This is a genomic window from Phosphitispora fastidiosa (assembly GCF_019008365.1).
Taxonomy (GTDB): Bacteria; Bacillota; Thermincolia; order Thermincolales; family UBA2595; genus Phosphitispora; species Phosphitispora fastidiosa.
Window position 1 is genome coordinate 1 of record NZ_JAHHUL010000120.1, and the last position, 275, is coordinate 275.

Below are 275 nucleotides of genomic sequence, written 5' to 3' on the forward strand. Positions count from 1 at the left end.
GCCAGCGGCACAGCGGAGCTGCGCAGCCTGTCCTTCGCCCTCGGGCCAAACCCCACGCCGCTGGGAGATTTCAAGGCCACCATCAGCACCGTGCCCGGCGCCGCCGGCACCTCGGCGGCGCCGAGCATCAAGGTGCTGATCGAGACCCTGGCGGGCCCGCTCGACGCCGGCGGCGAAGTACACCTGCAGGCCGACCGCAGCTACGACTACGATCTGCAGATCAAGGCCAAGGACAACGCCGATCCGGCCCTGCGCAACATGCTGCAGGCCGGCGG

Annotated in this window: 1 protein-coding gene; it reads left to right on the forward strand. The window is 70.5% G+C overall.

Translation table 11 applies throughout. From position 1 onward, the window contains the following. Positions 1 to 275 (forward strand): hypothetical protein (locus tag Ga0451573_RS19185; RefSeq protein ID WP_231685793.1); only part of this gene is annotated, 275 nt, incomplete at both ends.